Source organism: Burkholderia sp. LAS2 (assembly GCF_018417615.1).
GTDB lineage: Bacteria > Pseudomonadota > Gammaproteobacteria > Burkholderiales > Burkholderiaceae > Burkholderia > Burkholderia sola.
In genome coordinates, this window is record NZ_CP071053.1 from 1,583,815 (window position 1) to 1,602,837 (window position 19,023).

The 19,023-nt window shown below is 68.4% G+C and carries 14 protein-coding genes; 6 read left to right on the forward strand and 8 right to left on the reverse strand.

What is annotated here, in order from left to right:
- Positions 1-7 precede the first annotated feature (7 nt).
- The 7 genes from JYG37_RS27490 to JYG37_RS27520 all read right to left on the reverse strand — a co-directional run bounded on the left by JYG37_RS27490 (position 8) and on the right by JYG37_RS27520 (position 10,448).
- Positions 8-1,414: a methyl-accepting chemotaxis protein gene (locus JYG37_RS27490; protein WP_050012251.1), complete on the reverse strand. Its 1,407-nt coding sequence runs from the start codon at positions 1,412-1,414 to the stop codon at positions 8-10.
- A 213-nt stretch (positions 1,415-1,627) separates the two neighbouring features.
- Positions 1,628-2,698, reverse strand: coding sequence for a porin (locus JYG37_RS27495; protein WP_089489655.1), 1,071 nt, complete (start codon positions 2,696-2,698; stop codon positions 1,628-1,630).
- Positions 2,699-2,913: 215 nt separating this feature from the next.
- On the reverse strand, positions 2,914-4,896 hold the full coding sequence (gene acs, locus JYG37_RS27500) for an acetate--CoA ligase (RefSeq protein ID WP_213346221.1): 1,983 nt from the start codon (positions 4,894-4,896) through the stop codon (positions 2,914-2,916).
- Positions 4,897-5,146: 250 nt separating this feature from the next.
- Entirely contained in the window at positions 5,147-7,039 is a 1,893-nt protein-coding gene (locus tag JYG37_RS27505; protein ID WP_213346222.1) for a sigma-70 family RNA polymerase sigma factor, read from the reverse strand.
- Positions 7,023-7,337, reverse strand: coding sequence for a high-potential iron-sulfur protein (locus tag JYG37_RS27510; RefSeq protein ID WP_089489652.1), 315 nt, complete (start codon positions 7,335-7,337; stop codon positions 7,023-7,025). The genes JYG37_RS27505 and JYG37_RS27510 overlap by 17 nt, the downstream gene beginning before the upstream one ends.
- A 103-nt stretch (positions 7,338-7,440) precedes the next feature.
- A complete protein-coding gene (locus tag JYG37_RS27515; RefSeq protein ID WP_089489651.1) occupies positions 7,441-8,646 on the reverse strand; it encodes a c-type cytochrome in 1,206 nt (401 codons plus the stop codon).
- 80 nt (positions 8,647-8,726) lie between these two features.
- A complete protein-coding gene (locus JYG37_RS27520; protein WP_050012257.1) occupies positions 8,727-10,448 on the reverse strand; it encodes a methanol/ethanol family PQQ-dependent dehydrogenase in 1,722 nt (573 codons plus the stop codon).
- Between the two features lie 432 nt (positions 10,449-10,880).
- On the opposite strand from JYG37_RS27520, the gene JYG37_RS27525 reads away from it, so the two are divergent.
- Positions 10,881-13,211: a TonB-dependent receptor gene (locus JYG37_RS27525; RefSeq protein WP_213346223.1), complete on the forward strand. Its 2,331-nt coding sequence runs from the start codon at positions 10,881-10,883 to the stop codon at positions 13,209-13,211.
- A gap of 54 nt (positions 13,212-13,265) precedes the next feature.
- On the opposite strand, the gene JYG37_RS27530 is transcribed toward JYG37_RS27525, so the two are convergent.
- Positions 13,266-14,243: an alpha/beta fold hydrolase gene (locus JYG37_RS27530; protein WP_050012259.1), complete on the reverse strand. Its 978-nt coding sequence runs from the start codon at positions 14,241-14,243 to the stop codon at positions 13,266-13,268.
- A 351-nt stretch (positions 14,244-14,594) separates the two neighbouring features.
- Between JYG37_RS27530 and JYG37_RS27535 the strand changes: the two genes are divergently transcribed.
- The 5 genes from JYG37_RS27535 (at position 14,595) to pqqD (ending at position 19,023) form a co-directional block, all read left to right on the forward strand.
- Entirely contained in the window at positions 14,595-16,643 is a 2,049-nt protein-coding gene (locus tag JYG37_RS27535) for a sigma-54-dependent Fis family transcriptional regulator (RefSeq protein WP_050012260.1), read from the forward strand.
- Positions 16,644-16,964: 321 nt separating this feature from the next.
- Positions 16,965-17,039, forward strand: a complete 75-nt coding sequence (pqqA, locus tag JYG37_RS27540; RefSeq protein WP_006485436.1) for a pyrroloquinoline quinone precursor peptide PqqA — start codon at positions 16,965-16,967, stop codon at positions 17,037-17,039.
- A 60-nt stretch (positions 17,040-17,099) separates the two neighbouring features.
- Positions 17,100-18,023 (forward strand): pyrroloquinoline quinone biosynthesis protein PqqB, encoded by a 924-nt coding sequence (gene pqqB / locus JYG37_RS27545; RefSeq protein WP_050012261.1) that lies wholly within the window; start codon positions 17,100-17,102, stop codon positions 18,021-18,023.
- A gap of 2 nt (positions 18,024-18,025) precedes the next feature.
- Positions 18,026-18,745, forward strand: coding sequence for a pyrroloquinoline-quinone synthase PqqC (gene pqqC, locus JYG37_RS27550; protein ID WP_213346224.1), 720 nt, complete (start codon positions 18,026-18,028; stop codon positions 18,743-18,745).
- Complete coding sequence (pqqD, locus tag JYG37_RS27555; RefSeq protein WP_006480620.1) at positions 18,742-19,023, forward strand: pyrroloquinoline quinone biosynthesis peptide chaperone PqqD; 282 nt, start codon at positions 18,742-18,744, stop codon at positions 19,021-19,023. Before pqqC ends, pqqD begins: the two co-directional genes overlap by 4 nt.

A 19,023-nucleotide genomic window follows, 5' to 3' on the forward strand; every position in this document is an offset into this window, starting at 1 on the left:
CGCCGGTTCAGACCGTGTAGCCGATGCGCAGCACACCCCACGGCCGTCCGCCGACGACGATCGGCGCGGACACGTCCTTCATCAGCACGAACTGGCCGTTGCCCATGTCGCGCCGATAGGTCTGCAACAGGAACGGCTTGTCATGCGCGACGGACATGCGCGCCGTCCGGTCCGTGTAGATCCGGCGGTTTCGGCAATTTGCCGCATTCCACGCGGCGTCCGCACGCTGCGGCAGGGAAAACTTGCGGTTGTGGGTCGGCAGGTAGCACTGCCGGTCGAAGCTCGCGCAATAGACGACGCGTGGGTCGACGTCGAGCACTGGCTCCTGGATCGCCGGCAGCACGCGATCGGTGAACGCCGTGAAGCGCGTCATGAACTGTTGCGGGTCGGTGCCCGGAATCGGTTCGTAGTGCGCGTCGAAGAGCGCGTCGAGTGCGATATCGCCGCGGGCGACCGCGTCCTCGAAGAGCTTGCCGATCTTGGCGGCCGTGCTCCGTGCGGTGTCGATCAGGCGCGTGTCCGGCGATTCGATGCCGGTCGCGGCGGTGAGCTCGATCAGCGTCTCGGAGACGGAGAGCAGATTGCCGAGGCGGTCCTTGGCCTGCGAGAAGTTGTCGGCCGAATTCTCGACGCCGGACGCCATCTCGCCCACCTGCTCGTCGAGACGGTGGCACTGCGCCTCGATCTCGTCCGTCAACGACGCGATCTGTTCGGCTTCGCCCGCGAGCTCGGTGATCGCGTGCCCGGTCGCGTGCACGACCTCGCCGATCGTGCGCGTGCCCTCGCGCACGCGATGCGCGCGGGCGGCGTTGTCGGTGCCTTCCGCGAGCAGGTGTTCGGTCTGCTCGGCGAGCCGCGCGAGCGTCGTCTCGATCTGGGCCGTCGCCTGCCCGGTTTTCGCGGACAGGTTCTTGACCTCGGCCGCGACGACCGCGAAGCTGCGGCCCGACTCGCCGGCGCGCGCGGCCTCGATCGCGGCGTTCAGCGCGAGCAGGTGGGTTTGTCTCGCGATGACGGAGATTTCCTCGGACACCGCCCGCACGTGACCGAGCGCGTCGCGCAGCGCGCCCATCTGGTCGCTGATCGTGGTGACGCCCTCGACGAGGCCGTGAATGTCGGCGAGCGACGCCTCGATCGTCTGCTGCGACTGCCGGACCGCGTTCGACGCATTGGCGCTGACGTCGCGCACCTGCTGCGCGGCTTCGGCGATCCGGTGGTTGCCGCGCAGCGTGACGGCGGCCGATTCGCGCAGCGTATGGCAGACCTCCGCCTGCCGGGCGACGCGTGCCGCGACTTCCTCGACGTGGCCCGATACGTCGCAGATCTCGATGCCGAGCCTGCCGGCCTGTTCGGCGATGTCGCCGACGAGCGCGCGCGACGAACGGCGGCCGCGGCCGATTCCGAAGAAGTTCACGTTGGTGGGTCTCCTTGAGGGCACGCGCGCCGGGTTCCCGGCGGATGTTGCGCATGCGTTCCTGACTTGACGGCCGCGCGGCCGAGGACTTGAGGTCGGGTAAACATCGAGATCGGTGCGCAGGATGACCGGGTCCGCGCCGGGCGGGGCGTTTGCGCGACGTTTCCGTGGCGGGACGGGCAGCGCGTGGTGGCCGCCCGTCCTCGGGGGATATCAGAACACGTGATGGATGCCGGCGTTGACGCCGACCGTCGTGCCCGGCAACCCGTACAACGCACCGCCCGTGATGCCGAGGCCCGTATTCATCGCGCCGTGGTTGTTGACCACGCCGACCTGCGCATACAGGCCCGTTCGTTTCGACAGGCTGTAGTCGGCGCCGATCGCGGCGAGCAGCGAATGGTTGTGCGAATCGTTGCGGTCGGTCGTGTACCACGCGCCCGTGTTCAGGTCGAGGGCCGGCGTGACGCGATAGTCGAGGCCGGCGCTATACACGTTGTTGCTGAACGAGCCGGCGACCTTGTAGCTCGTGAACGACGCCTTGCCGGTTACCGGCCCGAACGTATAGGCGGCGCCGATCGTGCGGCCGACGAACGCGACCGTGCTCGGCACCGGCGTCGGCGTCGTGCCGCCGTTGCCGTCGTAGAGCGCCGCGTTGAGCATGAAGCCGCCGTTCGTATAGGTAAGGCTGCCGGAATACTGGCGTCCCGCCTGGAAGTCGCCGGCCTTGCCGCCGAAGCCGAACATCGCGCTGGCCGTCAGCCCGGCGATCGTCGGGCTCGTGTACGAAATCGCGTTCGGGTTGAAGAGGCCCGTGACGAGCACGTTGTCGACGTACGGCACCAGCGCGGCCCCGAAGTGCGAGACGTTGCGCGGATCCGATCCGAGGATCGCGAGCACGAACGGCGAGAACTGCAGGCCGACCTTCGTCTCGCCGAAGCCGCCGTCGATCCCGACCCACGCCTGACGGCCGAAGAAGTTGCCGTTCGAATGGCCGAACGCGCCGTCCGTGATGTTGAAGCCGCTTTCCAGCTTGAATCGCGCGTGCAGCCCGCCGCCGAGATCCTCGGTGCCCGTGATGCCGAAGTTGGTCGGCGTCATGCCCGTGTCGGTCAGCGCGAACTGGCGCCCGGCGTTGCCGCCGGTTGCCGAATCGAGCGATCGGCTCGTATAGAGCAACGCGGCGTCGAGATCGCCGTACAGCGTGACGCTGCTCTGCGCGAAGCTGCTGGTGCTTGCGGCCGCGCCAAGCAGCGCCGCGCACATCGTCCGTGTCATTCCCTTCATCGTCTGTCTCCGTTTTGTGAGTGTTGTAATACGTACGACTAATTAAAAATGCAGTGGCGAAAGTGCTGCGATCCGCCTGCATGCCGTGCCGTCGGGGAACGCACGGCGATGCTCGTCGCCGGCGCGAGCGCGGCCGCGCGCCCGGCGTGATGAACGGGCAAGCGGTCGTGCTCCGGCGCCGCGGTGACGCGATAGGCCCGCCGTGGCGGGCGATGTCACATCGCGTGGTTCAACTGCTCGAGGATGGCCGGATTCTCGAGCGTGGACGTATCCTGCGTGATCGCCTCGCCCTTCGCGAGCGAGCGCAGCAGGCGCCGCATGATCTTGCCCGAGCGCGTCTTCGGCAGGTTGTCGCCGAAGCGGATGTCCTTCGGCTTCGCGATCGGCCCGATCTGCTTGCCGACCCAGTCGCGCAGCGTCTTCGCGAGCGCCGCCGCTTCGTCGCCTTCCGGGCGCGAACGCTTCAGCACGACGAATGCGACCACCGCCTCGCCCGTCGTATCGTCCGGACGGCCGACCACCGCCGCTTCGGCAACCAGTTCATGCGATACCAGCGCCGACTCGATCTCCATCGTGCCGAGCCGATGGCCCGACACGTTCAGCACGTCGTCGATCCGGCCCATGATCGTGAAGTAGCCGGTCTCCTTGTCGCGCACGGTGCCGTCGCCGGCCAGATAGAGCGTGCCGCCGAGCTCTTCCGGGTAATAGCTCTTCTTGAAACGCTCCGGGTCGCCCCAGATCGTGCGGATCATCGCGGGCCACGGCCGCTTGACGACGAGAATCCCGCCTTGCCCGTTCGGCACGTCCTGGCCCGTCTCGTCGACCACCGCGGCCATGATGCCCGGCAGCGGCAGCGTGCACGAGCCCGGCACGGTCGGCGTGGCGCCCGGCAGCGGCGTGATCATGTGGCCGCCGGTTTCGGTCTGCCACCACGTGTCGACGATCGGGCAGCGCTCGTGGCCGACGTGCTTGTGGTACCACATCCACGCTTCCGGATTGATCGGCTCGCCGACCGTGCCGATGATGCGCAGGCTCGACAGGTCATAGCTCTTCGGATGCACCTTGTCGTCGGCTTCGGCCGCCTTGATCAGCGAACGGATCGCGGTCGGCGCGGTGTAGAACACGGTGACCTTGTGATCGTCGATCATCTTCCAGAAGCGGCCGGCGTCCGGATACGTCGGCACGCCCTCGAACACGACCTGCGTGCCGCCGCATGCGAGCGGCCCGTACGTGATGTACGTGTGGCCCGTGACCCAGCCGATGTCGGCCGTGCACCAGAACACGTCGTCGGGTTTCCAGTCGAAGGTCCACTTCATCGTCTGCGCGGCCCACAGCAGGTAGCCGCCCGTGCTGTGCTGCACGCCCTTCGGCTTGCCGGTCGAGCCCGACGTGTACAGGATGAACAGCGGATGCTCGGCGCCGACCCAGGTCGGTTCGCAGCGGTCGGACTCGCCGTCGGTCAGCTCGTGCATCCACAGGTCGCGATCCGCATGCCAGTCGATCTGGCCGCCGGTGCGGCGATAGACGATCACGCTCTTGACCGCTTCGCAGCCGCCCATCGCGATCGCCTCGTCGGCGATGCTCTTGAGCGGCAGCGTCTTGCCGCCGCGCGCCTGCTCGTCGGCGGTGATCAGCGCGACCGCGCCGACGTCGACGAGCCGCTCGTTCAGCGATTTCGCGGAGAAGCCGCCGAACACGACCGAGTGGGTCGCGCCGATGCGCGCGCAGGCCTGCATCGCGACGATGCCTTCGATCGACATCGGAATATAGATGACGACCCGATCGCCCTTGCCGATGCCGCGTTGCTTCAGCGCATTCGCGAAGCGCGACACGCGCGCGAGGAGATCCGCATAGGTGACGCGGGTGACGGTGCCGTCGTCGGCCTCGAAGATCACCGCGACGCGTTCGCCGTGGCCGGCTTCGACGTGGCGGTCGAGGCAGTTGTACGACGCGTTCAGCTCGCCGTCGTCGAACCACTTGTAGAACGGCGCGTTGCGCTCGTCGAGCACGGTCGTGAACGGCTTGTGCCACGTGAGGCCCTCGCGCGCGAGACGCGCCCAGAAGCCTTCGTAATCCTGCTCGGCCTCGGCGACGAGCGCGCGATAGGCCGGCATGCCGGAAATGGTCGCCGTCTGCTCGAGCGCCGCGGGCGGCGCGAACTGACGGGTTTCGTGAAGAACCGATTCGATCTTGGACAAGCGAGTCTCCCTGCGTTCGTGTAATTCCTGACGGTGCCTGGGAAAACGCAACATGCGTGCCAGTTGCGCGACCGGTGCGCGGCTGCGGCGAAAGCCGCGACAGCCGGGCGCGTGACGCCCGATCCAGCCAAACCGTCGGGTTTGCGGACGGTCGCGCGATGCGGTGCGGCGTTCACAAATGCAGCAGGCGTGTTGCAGTCCTGAGCAGTTCGGTGTGCGAGCCGTCGCGTGCTCGCCCGGCGCGGGCGCGTCAGGCGAGCAGCGAGCGCAGCGCTGGTGCGTGCCGGAATTGCCGGATGCGTTCGAGCGCCGCCACCTCGAGCTGACGAACGCGTTCGGCCGACAGGTTCAGTTGCCGGCCGATCTCGCGCAGCGAATACTCGTTGTCGACGTCGATCCCGTAGCGCAGGCGAAGAATCCATGCTTCGCGCGCGGGGAGGCAATCGATCAGCGCCGCGACCGCCGTGCGCAACTGGCCGGCGCTCGCGGCTTCTTCCGGCGTCGGCGCGTCGGGGTCGATCGTGACGTCGCACAGCGTGAGGTCGTGATCGGGCGAAACCGGCAGGTCGGCCGAGATCGGTTCGCGCACGATGCCCATCAGCTCGCGCACCTTGTCGACCGGCAGCCGCATCTGCGCGGAAAGCGCGCGCGCGTCGGCGACGTCGCCGGTTCGTTGCCGATGGATGCGTGCGAGCCGCGACAGCTTGTTGAGCGTATCGACCGTATGCGCGGGCACGCGTATCGTGCGGCCCAGATCGGCGAGCGCATGGGTGATCGCCTGCCGGATCCACCAGGTCGCATAGGTCGAGAATTTGAAGCCGCGCCGGTGATCGTAGCGATCGACGGCCTTCATCAGCCCGATATTGCCTTCCTGGATCAGGTCGGAGAACGGCAGGCCGCGATCGGCATAGCGTTTGGCGACCGATACGACGAGCCGCAGGTTGCTCTGGAACAGCTTCGTTCTCGCGGGTTGCATCGCCCGCTCGATACGCGAGCACCGCGCGTCGAGCGCGATCGCGATGTCGAGCGGCAACGGCGACTGAGCGGCGACGCGCGCGAGCGCGCCGCGCGCGTCGATTAGCGCCGGCGCATGGCGGGCGAGGGCGCCGGCGCAGTCGGGATGCGCGGTGCCGCATGCGTGCAGCCATGCGTATACGTCGTCGCACGGCGCGAAGAGGTCGTGGCGCGCGGATTCGGCATGTATGCCCGCAGCGGCCAGCGTGTCGACGAGCCGCTTTTCGAACGTGCGCGCTCGGGTCGCGCGCTCGCGGTTCGCCTGTCCGATGCGTTCGATCGCGCGTGACGTGAAGCGGATGGCGCCGGTCAACGCGGCCGCTTCGCGCAGCAGCGCCCGGCTGGCGGCCGACGCGAAACCGTCCGTGTGCGATGCATGCTGCATGGCCGGCGCCAGCGCACCGGCGCGCTCGAGCGCTTCGACGACCGTATCGCGCCACGCGTCGCTGTCGACGGAAGGGCCGGCCGCATCGTCCGGCGCCGGCGACGCCATGGCCGGATCGTGGGGCAACATCGACGGCGTACTTGCAGGCGATTCGATCTCACCGGTAAGCCCCGTCACGTAAACCGACGCCGCCGCCTTGCCGGCACGGATGTCGTCCGCGATCGCCGCGACGGTCGCGAGCGCCGCCGGATCGCGGCTCAATGCGTCCATGCAGGCGGTGCGTCCGCTTTCCAGACGGAGCGCGAGCGCGATCTCTTCGTCGCGTTCGAGCAGCGGCGTCGCGCTCATTTCCCGCAGATAGAGCCGGACCGGATCGTTGGTCCGGCCCGCGAGCAGGTCGTCGGCCGCGAGCGGCGTCGATGCGTCGGCGAGCGGCGACGCCACCTCCGACACCTGCGCAAAATGACGGTCGAGCGTCCACCCAGTGTGCTCGCCGGCATGCTCGCGTACGTCGATGCCGAACTCGCGCAGCATCGACGCGGCTGCGTCGACATCCGCGCGTTCGGTCGCGTTATCCGGCAACGCATCGGGCAACGCATCGGCGATTTCGCCGTGCGTCACGTATCCGCGGTCGATGCCCAGCGCGATCAGCGCATGCAGATGCACCGCGCGTTCGGCGTCCGCGCCGCGACGCGACGCGTCGTCGCGCTCGCGGGCGGGCCCGGCATCAGGCGAGCTTCGCATAGACGTTGCACCAGCCTTCGGCGGCAACCGTCTTGCCCGCGAACATCGGGCACGTGCCGACGGCTTCGCCCGCGGCAGCCTTGTAGAAGCGGCAGTTCGAACACGTCTGGCCGGCCTGATACTTCGGGAACTTGCCTGCGTCGACGGTCGTCGCCTTTGCGCGGTAGCCGAGCGTCTTCGCTGTCGCGTCGTTTTCGTCGACGGGCGGGGCGGCCGCGAAGGCGCGCGTGCCGGCCGCGAGCGCGGCGCACAGGCCGGCGGCCTGCACGATGAAGGTTCTGCGATGGCGGGAGATCATGATGTCGTCCTGAACGAAATGAAATGAAAAGAAAAAGCCGGGCCCGCGCGCCGGGCAGGCTGCCCGGCGCGGCGGTCGACCGAAACGAAAGCGGGCGGGAAAGTTACTTGCGCGGCCCGGCGATGAGCGGCGCCTTCGACGCGTTGGCGATATCGGCGGTCAGCTTGCTCTGCGACGCGTCGTAGCCGTTCGAGTAGAGCAGGAACGCCATCAGGTCCTCGTATTCCTGTGCGCTCATCTTGCCGGGGCGATCGGCCGGCATGTTGCTCGACATGTACAGGAAGATGCCGCCGACCGTGATGTGCGACTTGCCCTCGGGCGCGAACGATTCCCCGCTCAGCGCGGGCGCGGTATTGCCCTCGAGCTGGTCGCCGTGGCATTTCGCGCACGCGTCGCCGTAGAGCTTCTTGCCGTGCTGCACCTGCGCCTGGTCGAACGACGGGACGCCGCTGCCTTCGCTCGTCGACACCTTGATGAAGCCGCTCCTTGCCGGCCGCTGCGCGGACGCGATCGCGCCGTCGAGAAACCGGCCGGGCGCGTGCGTGGCGGCGGCTTGCGCGATGTCGGCGGGAAGCGTCCAGCCGCGCGTGAGCGACGCGAGACGGCCGTTGCCGCTCATCTGCGACAGCGTCGCGTCGATGCGCTTTTGCAGCGCGTCCTTGCCCGGCCCGAATGCGAACGACAGTTGCCAGTCCGAGTACGGCGACGACGTCGCCGCCACCTTGAACCGCTGTTTCGGATGGGCACGCTCGTACGCGACGACGCTCGGGTACCAGACGATCGCGCGCTGCGCGCGGCCCGCGGCGAGCGCGCCGATCGTTTTCTCGCTCGTGTTCTCGAGGTCGAAGCGTGCGTTCGCCTGCTGCGCGGCGATCAGTTGCGACGGGCTGCCGTACGTGGCCGCGATCGTTTCCTTGGCGCCGGACGGCGCTGGCGCATCGGGCAGCGACACGCTGACGTAGCCTGAGCGCAGATAGCCCTGCGAGAACGTCATTTTCGATCCCGACGCATCGGCGATCGCCGAACGCGGGAAACCGGCGATCACGTCGCAGTCGCGTTCGAGCGATTTCGTCAGCTCGCTGGCGGAGATGCCGTCGTCGTCGCCGTTGTCGTCTACGCCGCGTGTGTTGAAGGTCGCGGCGATGCCCGCGGCGCGGAACACTTCGCGCGCAACGGAGCGGTCGAGCGCAGTGGTCGGGCTACCGGGCAGCGTGCAGACGCGCACGCCGGCCGACGCGGCTGCCGGTGTCAGCGCCACGCCCACGGCGAGCAGACTGGCGACGGTAACGGAAGTGAGGCGAGTATTCATGGTGGTGTGTCCGGTTGAAGCGGGTGGGGCGTCGCGCCCGCATCGGGCGCATGCGGGCGCGACTCGGGCGTGGCGCCGGGTCAGTTCAGCGCGAACACGTAGAGCGTGCCGCCGCGCGGAACGTCCTTCGCGATGTCCGCCATCGGGCCACCCCAGATCGGGTTCGCGCCGCCATAGCCGGCGAGCACGGCGACATATTCCTTGCCGTCGACCTCGTACACCGACGGCTGCGAAATGATGCCGCTCGCCAGTTGCGGGCTTTCCCACAGAACCTTGCCGGTCGCCGTATCGAACGCGTACAGGTGGCCGTCGAGCGAGCCGCTGAACGCGAGGCCGCTCGCCGTGGTCGCGACGCCGCCGTTCCACGGCTTCTTCGACCAGTGGCTCCACAGCTTCTTGCCGGTGTTCACGTCGATGGCCGTCAGTTCGCCGTAGCCTTCGCTGCCCGGTTCGGGCTTGATCTCGAAGCCTTCGCCGAGATACGGCAGCCCTTCCATGTAGCTGACCGACTTGCCGGTCAGGCTCATGCACGCATGCAGCGCGGGCACGACCGCGATGTTGCGTTCCTGGTCGTACGAGATCGACCACCAGTTCTTGCCGCCGAGGAAGCTCGGGCACGTCTCGATCGTCGTGCCGGCCTTCGGGAACTTCGATGCGTCCTGGATCGGCTTGCCGTCTTCCGTGTAGCCGGTGACCGACAACGCTTTCACGAACGGCGTCGCGTAGATCAGCTTGCCGGTCGTGCGGTCGATCGCATGGAAGAAGCCGTTGCGATCCGCGTGAATGATCGCGTCGTAGTCCTTGCCCTTGTACTTGATGTCCGCGAGGACGGCCGCGTTCACGCCGTCGTAGTCCCACGTGTCGTTGTTCGTGTACTGGTAGTGCCACTTCAGGTTGCCGCTCTTCGCATCGAGCGCGAGCAGCGAGTCGGAATACAGGTTGTCGCCGGGGCGCAGCGCCGCGAGCCACGGGCCGGGGTTGCCGACGCCCCAGTACAGCGTGCGCGACGCGGCGTCGTACGTGCCGGTCAGCCACGCGGCGCCGCCGCCGTGGCTCTGCATGCCGTCGGGCCAGGTTTCCGCGCCCTTTTCGCCGGCGGCGGGGATCGTGTAACGTTTCCAGACCTGCGAGCCGTCTTCCGGATTCAGCGCGGCGATGTAGCCGCGAATCCCGTATTCGCCGCCGGACGTGCCGACGACGATCGCGCCGTCGATCGCGAGCGGCGCGAGCGAGAACGCGTAGCCGAGGCCCGGCTCGAACATCTGCTTCTTCCACACGAGATTGCCGGTCTGCGCGTCGAGCGCCGCGATTTCGCCGTTCAGCATCGCGATGTAGACGTTCTTGCCGTACAGCGCGACGCCGCGGTTGACGACGTCGCAGCACGCGGTCTTGAACGAGGCCGCGCCGAGTTTCGGCTCGTATTTCCACAGCTGCTTGCCGGTCTTCGCATCGAATGCGTAGACGTTGTCCTTCGGCGTCGTCACGAACAGGTAGTTGCCGTTGACGATCGGCGTGGCCTCGAAGCCCTGCTTCAGGTCGGCGGGGAACTTGTACGCCCACACCTGCTTGAGATCCTTCGCGTTCGACGGGTCGATCTGCTTGAGCGGCGAATGCGAGCGGCCGTCGTAGGTGCGGTAGTAGGTCAGCCAGCCCGGATCGCCGTGTGCATCGGTCAGGCGCTGGTAGGTCACGGCCGGGTAGTCCGCGGCCGCTTCGACGAGGCCGGGGTTCAGCGCGACGGCGGCTGCCACCGCGATGCCGATCGTCGCCAGCCGGCTCGCTGAAGCCGAGAGTTTCTTCATGGTTGTCTCCTGGGTCATTGTGGTCGCACCGCCGCGAACGATTCGTCGCGCCGGCACGGTTGGGGTTTCCGGGCCGAGTGCACTGCCCGTCACGCAAATCGCATGCCATCGCGGCAGGAAGCCGGTGTGGCGCGGCACACCGGCGTATCGCTTGCGATGGGCCGATCGACGACCCGCGCCGTGGCGTCGGCGCAGGTGTTGCATTCAGGTACACCGTCGCGCGGGAAGTGTTGCCAAACATGACAGGTGGCGCAGTCCGTAGAACAGCGGGACATCGGCCGAACGCATGCGTTTCGCAAAGCGAGGGGCGACGCGGCGCGCACCGCTTGCGCTCGCGGCGCTGGCACGGTTCTCGCACGCGGGTTTCGCGACAACCCGGCGCCGCGCGGTGCATCGCGCGGCCCGGCGGAAAACAAGTGCGGAGACAATGGAATGATCAGGAGACCAAATGGCGCCGTGCGCGCCGGCGCGACGCGGCGCGGCCGGCGTGCGCGATGCATCGGCACGACCGTCGGCGCGCTGGCGCTGTTCGGCCTGCCGCCCGGCAGCGTGCGCGCGCAGCAGCAGGCCGACGGCAGCGCGATCGCGCCGCCCGAGCCGGCCATCGTGCTGCCCGCGGTGGTCGTCGTCGGCACGACGCCGCTGCTCGGGATCGGCACGCCGTTGTCGGAGGTGCCGGCGAACGTGCAGACGGTGCGTGCGGCGGAACTCGACGCGCAGCACCGCGCGACGCTCGCCGATTTCTTCGCGGCGAACCTGCAGAGCGTGACGATCTCGGATGCGCAGGGCAACCCGTACCAGACGGACGTCAACTATCGCGGCTTCACCGCGTCGCCGCTGCTCGGCACGCCGCAGGGGCTGTCGGTGTTCGTCGACGGCGTGCGCGTGAACGAGCCGTTCGGCGACGTCGTGAACTGGGACATCCTGCCCACGCAGGCGATCGACCGCGTGCAGCTGATTCCGGGCTCCAACCCGGTGTACGGGCTCAACACGCTCGGCGGTGCGCTCGCGATCACGACGAAGAACGGCAGGTCGAGCCCGGGCGGCGAAGCGGAGGTGTCGGGCGGCTCATGGGGCCGCAAGACCGCCAGCGTCGAGCAGGGCGGGACGATCGGCTCGAATCTGGACTATTACGCGACTGCAAACGTCGCGAACGACGGTGGCTGGGCCGACCATAACGCGAGCCGCGTGCGGCAGGCGTTCGGCAAGCTGCGCTACACCGATGCGGACACGACGCTGTCGATCGCCGCAGGCGGCGCGGACAACACGCTGTCCGGCACCCAGACGATCCCGCGCTCGTTCCTCGACAACCGGAAGCAGGCATATACGTATCCGGACCGGAACCGCAACAGCGCGGGCTACCTGACGCTGTCGGGCGAGCGCTTTTTCGGCGAAGACGTCGAGCTGAGCGGCAATGCGTACTACCGGCACCTGCGCAACGTCAACACGAGCAGCAACAACAATACGGATTACGGATCGGTGGACGACGATGGCACGGTCGACACGATGCAGGGCAGTAACGCGCAATCGACGATCGTCACCGACAGCTACGGCGGCAGCGTGCAGCTCACGCTGCTCGGCAAGCTCGGCGGGATGGCGAACCGGCTGGTCGCGGGCGTCTCGGCCGATGTCGCGAACTCGAGCTACGTTGCCTCATCGCAGGACGCGTCTTTCACCGACGCGCGCGCGGCGATCGGCATCGGCGATTTCGTCCCGCGGACCAGCGCGAAGACGCGCAACGCGAATGTCGGCGTGTACTTGAGCGACGCGCTGTCGCTGACGCCGCACTGGACGCTGACGCTGTCGGGCCGCTACGACTGGTCGAAAGCGCAGATCGGCGACGAGAGCGGCGTGCAGCCGCTACTCGACGGCACCCACGTGTTCTCGCGCTTCAACCCGGCGGTCGGGCTCAACTGGAACCCGGTCGCGGGCTTCACCGCGTATGCGGCCTACAACGAAGGCATGCGTTCGCCGACCGCGATCGAACTCGCGTGCGCGGACCCGGCCGCGCCGTGTTCGCTGCCGAACGACTTCATCGCCGACCCGGCGCTCAAGCCGGTGATCTCGAAGACGTTCGAAGCCGGCGTGCGCGGCCGCATCGGCGCGGCGACGACCTGGAGCGCCGCGGCCTACCGCACGACGCTGACCGGCGACATCCAGTTCATCAGCAGCCCGGCCAGCGCGCAGGGCTACTTCCGCAACGTCGGCGATACGCGGCGGCAGGGGATCGAGCTCGCCGGCCGCACGCGGTTCGGCCCGCTCGGTGTCGGGCTGTCGTACAGCCATGTCGATGCGACCTACCGATCGTCGTGGACCGAACACAGCCCCGCCAATTCGGCGGCCGACGCGAACGGCAACGTGACGGTCAAGCCGGGCGACCGCATCCCCGGCATTCCCGCGCATACGGTGAAACTGCGGCTCGACTATGCGGCGACGTCCGCGTGGGACATCGGCGCGAACGTCGTGTGGCGTAGCGGCGTGTACGCGCGCGGCGACGAGAACAACGGCGACGTGAACGGCCGGATCGCCGGCTACGTGCTGGTCGATCTCGACATGCGTTACCGGGTCACGAAGCGGTTCGAGGTGTTCGCGAGCGTGACGAACCTGTTCGACAAGCGCTACGCGAGCTTCGGCGCACTGGGCCAGAATTTCTTCAACGGGGCGAACCATACGTTCGACGGCGCCAATCCGGTGAACGAGCAGTTCGTCGGGCCGGGCGCGCCGCGCGGCGCGTGGGTCGGCATGCGCTATGCGTGGGATTGAGCGTGATGCGGCTGCGTGTGCGGTCCCGTCGCGACACGAACGAGCGCCGGGTCGTCACGTGAACGGCACCGTCGCGAACATCGCATTCACGGCGCGGGCGACGCTGCGCGCCAATGCGGGATCGCTTGCCAGATGCCCGGCCTTCACGCGTTCGATTGTCGCGTCGGGCACGGCGCGCGCGAGGCGCTCGACGTTGCCGACCGGGCAAACGGGATCGTCCATCCCGTGCGCGGCGAACAGCGGCACGTGGGCCAGTGCGGCCCGTCGCGCGAGCGCGAGTACGCGGCGCTCGCCGAGCCAGCAATCGTGTTGCAGGTAGTGCGCCTGGATCCGGTATTTGTCGATCAGCCGGCCGACGGTCTTCTGGGACCGAATCGGGCGCACGGGCGAGCGGCGTGTGCGTACTGACGCGAGGATCGCGTTTTCGTATGCGTGCCACGCGAGCGCGACTATGCGCTGCCGGGTTGTGCTCGCGCCGCGGCGCAGCCCCGCAGCGCAGCGCGACAGCAGTCGCTCCGGCCGGCCGCCGCCGGCCGCGGCATGCAGGCGCCGCCATTCGCGCGGCGCGCGCGTGCGGGACGTCACGAAGAGTCCACGGACTTCGCGTGGCGACGTCAGGAACAGGCCGCGCAGCACGACGCCCGTCACCCGCTCCGGATGCGTGCCTGCATATGCGAGCGCGAGCGCGGCGCCCCACGATCCGCCGACGACGCCCCAGCGTGCGATGCCGAGCTGATCGCGCACCGCTTCGAGATCCGCGATCAGCCGCGCGGTGTCGTTGTGACGCGTGCCGCCGCGCGGTGTCGACGCGCCCGCACCGCGCTGGTCGACGAGCACGACGCGCACGCGGGCAAGGTCGAACAGCCGCAGGATGCCGGCCTGGCTGCCGCTGCCGGGCCCGCCGTGCAGTACGACGACCGGATGGCCTTGCGCGGCGCCGGCCACGGCGAACGCGATCGATTGCGCGTCCCGGTGCAGGTGTCGGCGAACGGGCGTGGGCGGTGACGTCGATGCGTCGGGCAAGGCCCGCATGGCAGGCGATGGCGTGGATCGAATCGGGCGACGCGTCATGTCGATAGGGTTCGGGCGGAATCGGAAGGCAACCGTCACGCGGCCGGGCAGCGGCCGGATGGGTTCTGCGATGAAGCCAGAAACGCGCCAGCCGCGAGGATCCGGATTCGCACGGGTAGTCACGCGTCGGGAATTCGCGGTATCACGAAGGCCTGCCCGTCGCGCGACGCGACACGACACGCCCGGCCGCGCCCGGATGATTCATTACATCGTCCTTTCAATTTATCGCGCGGCGCTCGCGTGGCCCGATGCTTGCTTGCAATGACGGCAAAGAGTCCGGCAGTTGACCGGAAGGATCCCCCGGAGGAGACAATGCGCGATGACGTAGAGCAGGCGGCCGGGTCACGGGCCGCGCATCCCGCTGGCTGGCCCGCGCCGTCGATCCAGAAGGCCCACGAGCGCTCGGAGACGTTCGGCCTCCAGGTATCGGCACGACCCGACTACGACGTGCTGTCGAACGCGGCGCTGGTGCTCAAGCGCGAGCAGAGCCGGGTGCTGTGCGTGCACGCGATGCCGGTGATGGAGACGCTGCACGAGCAGATCGTCAACACGCAGAGCATGATCGTGCTGACCGATGCGGAAGGGCTGATCCTCCATTCGATCGGCGACGACGATTTCCTGCGCCGCGCGGAGAAGGTCGCGCTGCGCCCGGGCGCGAACTGGGCGGAGAGCCGGCAGGGCACCAACGCGATCGGCACGGCGCTGGCAGAGCTGTGCCCGATGGTCGTCCACGGCGACCAGCACTTCCTGGCCGCGAACCGCTTCCTGACCTGTTCGAGCGTGCCGATCCTCGATCCGTACGGCGACGCGATCGGCGTGCTCGACGTGACGGGCGACCACCGCAGCTATCACCAGCATACGATGGCGCTCGCGAAGATGTCGGTGCAGATGATCGAGAATCACCTGTTTACGACGACCTTTCAGGAAACGCTGCAGGTGTCGTTTCATGGCCGCCCCGAGTTCCTCGGCACGCTGATGGAGGGGATCGTCGCGTTCACCGCCGACGGGCGCTTCCTGTCGGCCAATCGCAGCGCGCAGTTCCAGCTCGGCATGCCGCTCTCGGCGCTGCGCGCGCACACGCTGTCGTCGCTGTTCGACGTCACCAGTGCGCAGCTGATCGACCGCATGCGCGCGAGCACCGACCGGCACCTGATGCTCAATCTCGGCAACGGCGCGGTGGTCTGCGCGCGCGTGCACTTCCGCCGCGCGACGCTCGCCGAAGGCAGCCGGCCGACGGACGTCCACGACGCGGGCGCGCCGGCCGCACGCGCGAACGCGGCGCCCGCGCCGGCGGCCGGCACGTCGGCCGGCCTGTCGCGGCTCAACTATCTCGACACCGGCGATGCGCAGGTCGCGTGCGTGATCGCGAAGGTGCGCAAGGTGATCGGCAAGGACATCCCGATCCTGATCACCGGCGAGACCGGCACCGGCAAGGAACTGCTCGCGCAGGCGATCCACAACGACTCGCCGCGGCGCGACGCGCCGTTCGTCGCGGTCAACTGCGCGTCGATTCCGGAGACGCTGATCGAGTCCGAGCTGTTCGGCTACGAGGAGGGCGCATTTACCGGCGCGCGCCGCAAGGGGGCGATCGGCAAGCTGCTGCAGGCGAACGGCGGCACGCTGTTCCTCGACGAGATCGGCGACATGCCGTATCCGCTGCAGGTGCGGCTGCTGCGCGTGCTGCAGGAGCGCCTCGTGAACCCGCTCGGGTCGACGAAGACGATTGCCGTGGACATCGCGATCATCTGCGCGACGCACCGCGACTTGCGCGAGATGATCGCGCAGAACCGTTTCCGCGAGGATCTCTACTACCGGCTGAACGGCCTCGTGGTGCGCCTGCCGCCGTTGCGCGACCGCACGGATCTCGCGGTCGTCGTGCAGAAGATGCTGCAACGCGAGGCGTTCGCGGGGCCGGGCGGGCCGCCGCTGTCCGTCGCGCCGGACGTCATGGAGTTGTTCGTGCGCTGCACGTGGCCGGGTAACTTCCGCCAGCTCGGCAACCTGCTGCGTACGGCGGCGGCCATGGTCGACGACGATGGCGAAATCCGGCGCGAGCACCTGCCGGACGACTTCTTCGATGACCTGCGGCGCGGCGATGCCGTGCAGACCGGGCAGGCCGTGCCGGCCACGCCCGATTCGCCCGCCGCGGCGAGCACCGCGGCCGGGCCGGGCGCCGCGGACGCGTTGCCTTCCGTCGATGCGCGCCTGCAGGACGTCGCCGCGTCCGCGATCGCCGCCGCGCTGGCCCGTCACGGCGGCAACGTGTCCGCCGCGGCGCGCGCGCTCGGCGTCTCGCGCAACACGATCTACCGGAAGATGCCCGCCGCCGACGCGGGGCGCCAGCCGTCCGACGAAAGCTGACGCGCCGTCGCGCTGCGCGCGACCTGTCACAGCCGGTGTGTCAAGTTGCAACACCGGTGTTCAACGATTCAACACCTGTGACCACGCGCGGACAGCGTTCCGCCGGGGTGGCGGAACGCATTCGCGCGAATCGTGTCGGCTATTCGTAAGGATTCCGCCGCGATGCCCGGATGATGGCCGTCTACCGCCGCCGGGCCGCCGAAAAGCGGCTTCGGCACGCTCCTTGCTGAATAGAAACCGACCGCTCGATTGCCGCGGTCGTTCGATTCATCCAGCAACGCATCGACTCATCGACTCATCAATTCAGACAGGAGACACACCATGCAGTGGACGACACCGTCTTACACCGACCTGCGTTTCGGCTTCGAAATCACGATGTACATCGCCAACCGCTGATCGCCGTGCGTGCCGCCCGTTTCGCCGTGATCGGCGCGGGCGGCCTCGGGAGCTGACGCCATGAAGATCAAGATACTCGGCTCGGGAGCCGGCGGCGGGCTGCCGCAATGGAACTGCAATTGCGCGAACTGCCGCCGTGCGCGCAGCGGAAGCGGCCATGTGCTGCCGCGCACGCAGTCGTCGATCGCGGTCAGCGACGACGGCGTCGACTGGGTCCTCGTCAACGCGTCGCCCGACATCCTTTCCCAGTTGCGCGCGGATCCGGACCTGCAACCGGCGCGCGCGATTCGCGACAGCGGCATTGCCGCCGTGGTGCTGTGCGACGCGCAGATCGATCACGTGACGGGCCTGCTGATGCTGCGCGAGCGTTCGACGCCGCTGCCGCTTTACGCGAGCGCGCCGGTGCTCGACGACCTGTCGACCGGCTTGCCGCTCGTGCCGCTGCTCGGCCATTACTGCGGCGTGGCCGCGCACACGATCGTGCCCGGCGAGCCGTTCGCGGTGCCGGCCGCGAGCGGGATCCGTTTCACCGCGCTCGCCGTCGACAGCAAGCCGCCGCCTTATTCGCCGCGACGCGCGTCGGCCGCGCCCGGCGACAACATCGCGCTGTCGATCGAAGACGTCGCGAGCGGGCGGCGCGCGTTCTATGCGCCGGGGCTCGCGTCGGTCACCGACGAGGTACGTGCGGCCATGGACGGCGTCGATCTCGTGCTGGTGGACGGCACGTTCTGGACCGGCACCGAGATGATCGATCTCGGCCTGTCGGGCAAGCACGCGGCCGACATGGGACATCTCGCGCAGTGCGCGGAACCCGGGCGGCCCGGCATGATCGACTGGCTCGATACGCTGCCCGCGCGCACGCGCAAGGTGCTCACGCACATCAACAACACGAACCCGATTCTCGATCCGCATTCCGTCGAGCACGCGCACCTGCGCGCGCACGGCATCGACGTCGCGCACGACGGCATGCAATTCCAGGTCTGACGATGAACGCACCGATCCCCGCTACGGCGTTGCACGCGACGCCCTGGACCTCGACCGAATTCGAGGCGCGCCTGCGTGCGCTCGAATCGCGCTATCACATCCATCATCCGTTCAACCGGCGGCTCAACAGCGGCGCCTGTTCGCCCACGCAGATCCGCGGCTGGGTCGCGAACCGCTTCTATTACCAGATCTGCATCCCGCTCAAGGATGCGGCGATCCTGTCGAACTGCCCCGACCGCGAAACGCGGCGCCGCTGGATCCAGCGGCTGATCGACCACGACGGGCAGGGCGACAACGAAGGCGGCATCGAGGCGTGGGTGCGGCTCGGCGAGGCATGCGGTCTGACGCGTGACGAGCTGTGGTCGCTCGAACACGTGCTGCCCGGCGTGCGTTTCGCGGTGGACGCGTACGTGAACTTCGCGCGGCGCGCGCCGTGGCAGGAAGCGGTGTGCTCGTCGCTGACCGAGATGTTCGCGCCGCAGATCCATCTCGACCGGCTCGCGGGCTGGCCGTCGCATTACCCGTGGATCGAGCCGGCCGGGCTGCATTACTTTCGCAGCCGCGTGCCGCTCGCGCAGCGCGACGTCGAGCATGGGCTCGCGGTCACGCTGCAGCATTTCACGACACCGGACGCGCAGCAGCGCGCGCTCGGCATTCTGCAATTCAAGCTCGACATCCTGTGGTCGATGCTCGACGCCGTCGAAAAGGCCTACCCCCTATGAACGCGATCGAAGCCGCCAGCGGCGTGCCGCTGCGCCCCTGCCTCAGGGGCATGTACCGCCTGCAATGGGAGGCGGCCCAGGATGCGTACGTGCTGCTCTATCCGGAGGGTATGGTCAAGCTCAACCCGAGCGCCGGCGAGATTCTCGCGCGCTGCGACGGCACGCGCGAACTGGACGACATCATCGGCGAGCTCGAGCGCCTGTTCATGCAATCGGATCTCGCGACCGACGTCTACCGTTTCCTCGATCATGCGCGACTGCGCGGCTGGCTGGACTGA

Coding starts and splice junctions, on each gene's coding strand:
- JYG37_RS27535 (WP_050012260.1), top strand. CDS start 14,595: ATGCGCGATGACGTAGAGCAGGCGGCCGGGTCACGGGCCGCGCATCCC.
- JYG37_RS27520 (WP_050012257.1), bottom strand. CDS start 10,448: ATGAAGAAACTCTCGGCTTCAGCGAGCCGGCTGGCGACGATCGGCATC.
- JYG37_RS27505 (WP_213346222.1), bottom strand. CDS start 7,039: ATGCGAAGCTCGCCTGATGCCGGGCCCGCCCGCGAGCGCGACGACGCG.
- pqqB (WP_050012261.1), top strand. CDS start 17,100: ATGAAGATCAAGATACTCGGCTCGGGAGCCGGCGGCGGGCTGCCGCAA.
- pqqC (WP_213346224.1), top strand. CDS start 18,026: ATGAACGCACCGATCCCCGCTACGGCGTTGCACGCGACGCCCTGGACC.
- JYG37_RS27525 (WP_213346223.1), top strand. CDS start 10,881: ATGATCAGGAGACCAAATGGCGCCGTGCGCGCCGGCGCGACGCGGCGC.
- JYG37_RS27530 (WP_050012259.1), bottom strand. CDS start 14,243: ATGCGGGCCTTGCCCGACGCATCGACGTCACCGCCCACGCCCGTTCGC.
- JYG37_RS27510 (WP_089489652.1), bottom strand. CDS start 7,337: ATGATCTCCCGCCATCGCAGAACCTTCATCGTGCAGGCCGCCGGCCTG.
- pqqD (WP_006480620.1), top strand. CDS start 18,742: ATGAACGCGATCGAAGCCGCCAGCGGCGTGCCGCTGCGCCCCTGCCTC.
- JYG37_RS27515 (WP_089489651.1), bottom strand. CDS start 8,646: ATGAATACTCGCCTCACTTCCGTTACCGTCGCCAGTCTGCTCGCCGTG.
- JYG37_RS27495 (WP_089489655.1), bottom strand. CDS start 2,698: ATGAAGGGAATGACACGGACGATGTGCGCGGCGCTGCTTGGCGCGGCC.